The sequence below is a fragment of the Paracoccus pacificus genome, assembly GCF_042680785.1.
Taxonomy (GTDB): Bacteria; Pseudomonadota; Alphaproteobacteria; order Rhodobacterales; family Rhodobacteraceae; genus Paracoccus; species Paracoccus pacificus.
The window spans coordinates 1-928 of the sequence record NZ_JBHUEN010000056.1 but is presented as its reverse complement, the minus strand read 5'-3'; the positions used below and the strand labels follow the sequence as shown (position 1 = coordinate 928).

1 protein-coding gene is annotated in these 928 nt (G+C 49.9%); it reads left to right on the top strand.

Annotation, left to right across the window (positions count from 1 at the left end; translation table 11 throughout):
* Positions 1-91: 91 nt before the first annotated feature.
* A complete protein-coding gene (locus tag ACFSCT_RS19475) occupies positions 92-907 on the top strand; it encodes an ArsR/SmtB family transcription factor (RefSeq protein ID WP_379145628.1) in 816 nt (271 codons plus the stop codon).
* The last annotated feature ends 21 nt before the right edge of the window (positions 908-928 follow it).

The window sequence follows — 928 nt, the reverse complement described above, 5'->3', positions numbered from 1 at the left end:
AGCCGCGCGCAAGGGTGGCCGACTTTTGCGCCGCCCAGTGGCTGGGTTTTACGCCGCCGTTGACAGAATGAACATGAGGTAGAAGGGTGAGATGGATCAGAAGGAGCGTCAAACCGGCTGGCCTGACCGCAAACGCGAGAAATCGAGCGATGTGTATGTGGCGATATCTAGCCCTTCACGCCGAGAGATCCTGGATCATCTTCTCGCCAAGGGAACTCTGACCCAGTCCGAGCTGGAACAACATCTTGGTTTGTCGCGTGCGGCGATTATCAAGCACGGTAATATTCTTGAAAGTGCAGGGCTGGTCTCAATCGAAAGGCTTGGTATTCATAAGAGATATTCAGTGAATACTGTTCCGCTGCAACTTATTTACGACAATTGGATAAAGAACTTTCTTGAGGCACAGAAGCAGCGTTCCATTGATGACAGATCTGAGCCATCTCGAAAAAATGACACGGGAAGCGCTGTCAGATCTTATGTGTTTTTCGTCAAATCGACACCAGAGGTGATATGGCAGCAGCTGATCGGTGATCAGCGAACCAAGCTTTGGCTACATCTGGATATGACCACAATCTCGACACCGAAAGAGGATGGGCCGATCGTCTTCAAGATGGGCGCAGCACAGGTGGCGAAGGGAAAAATTGCCGACTTTCGACCTCCGCAGAAATTGTCCTATGAACTGAATATGTCAGACGGAGACTTGGTCGACCATGACCCTGTTATTAAAATAGAATGGCGAATGCGTCGAATAAGAGACTATGCCACAAAGCTATTTTTGGACCTTGAATTTGGTCAACCTGTTTCAGATACAGGAAAAATGTTCCTGAATGGATGGCCGGAAGCTGGATCCAAAGGGCACCTCGATTTTTCACTGAATTCCTCTGAACGGACGAGATCAGCGGCTTGAAGCGGGGACTGCGACCGCCCG

Coding starts and splice junctions, on each gene's coding strand:
- ACFSCT_RS19475 (WP_379145628.1), top strand. CDS start 92: ATGGATCAGAAGGAGCGTCAAACCGGCTGGCCTGACCGCAAACGCGAG.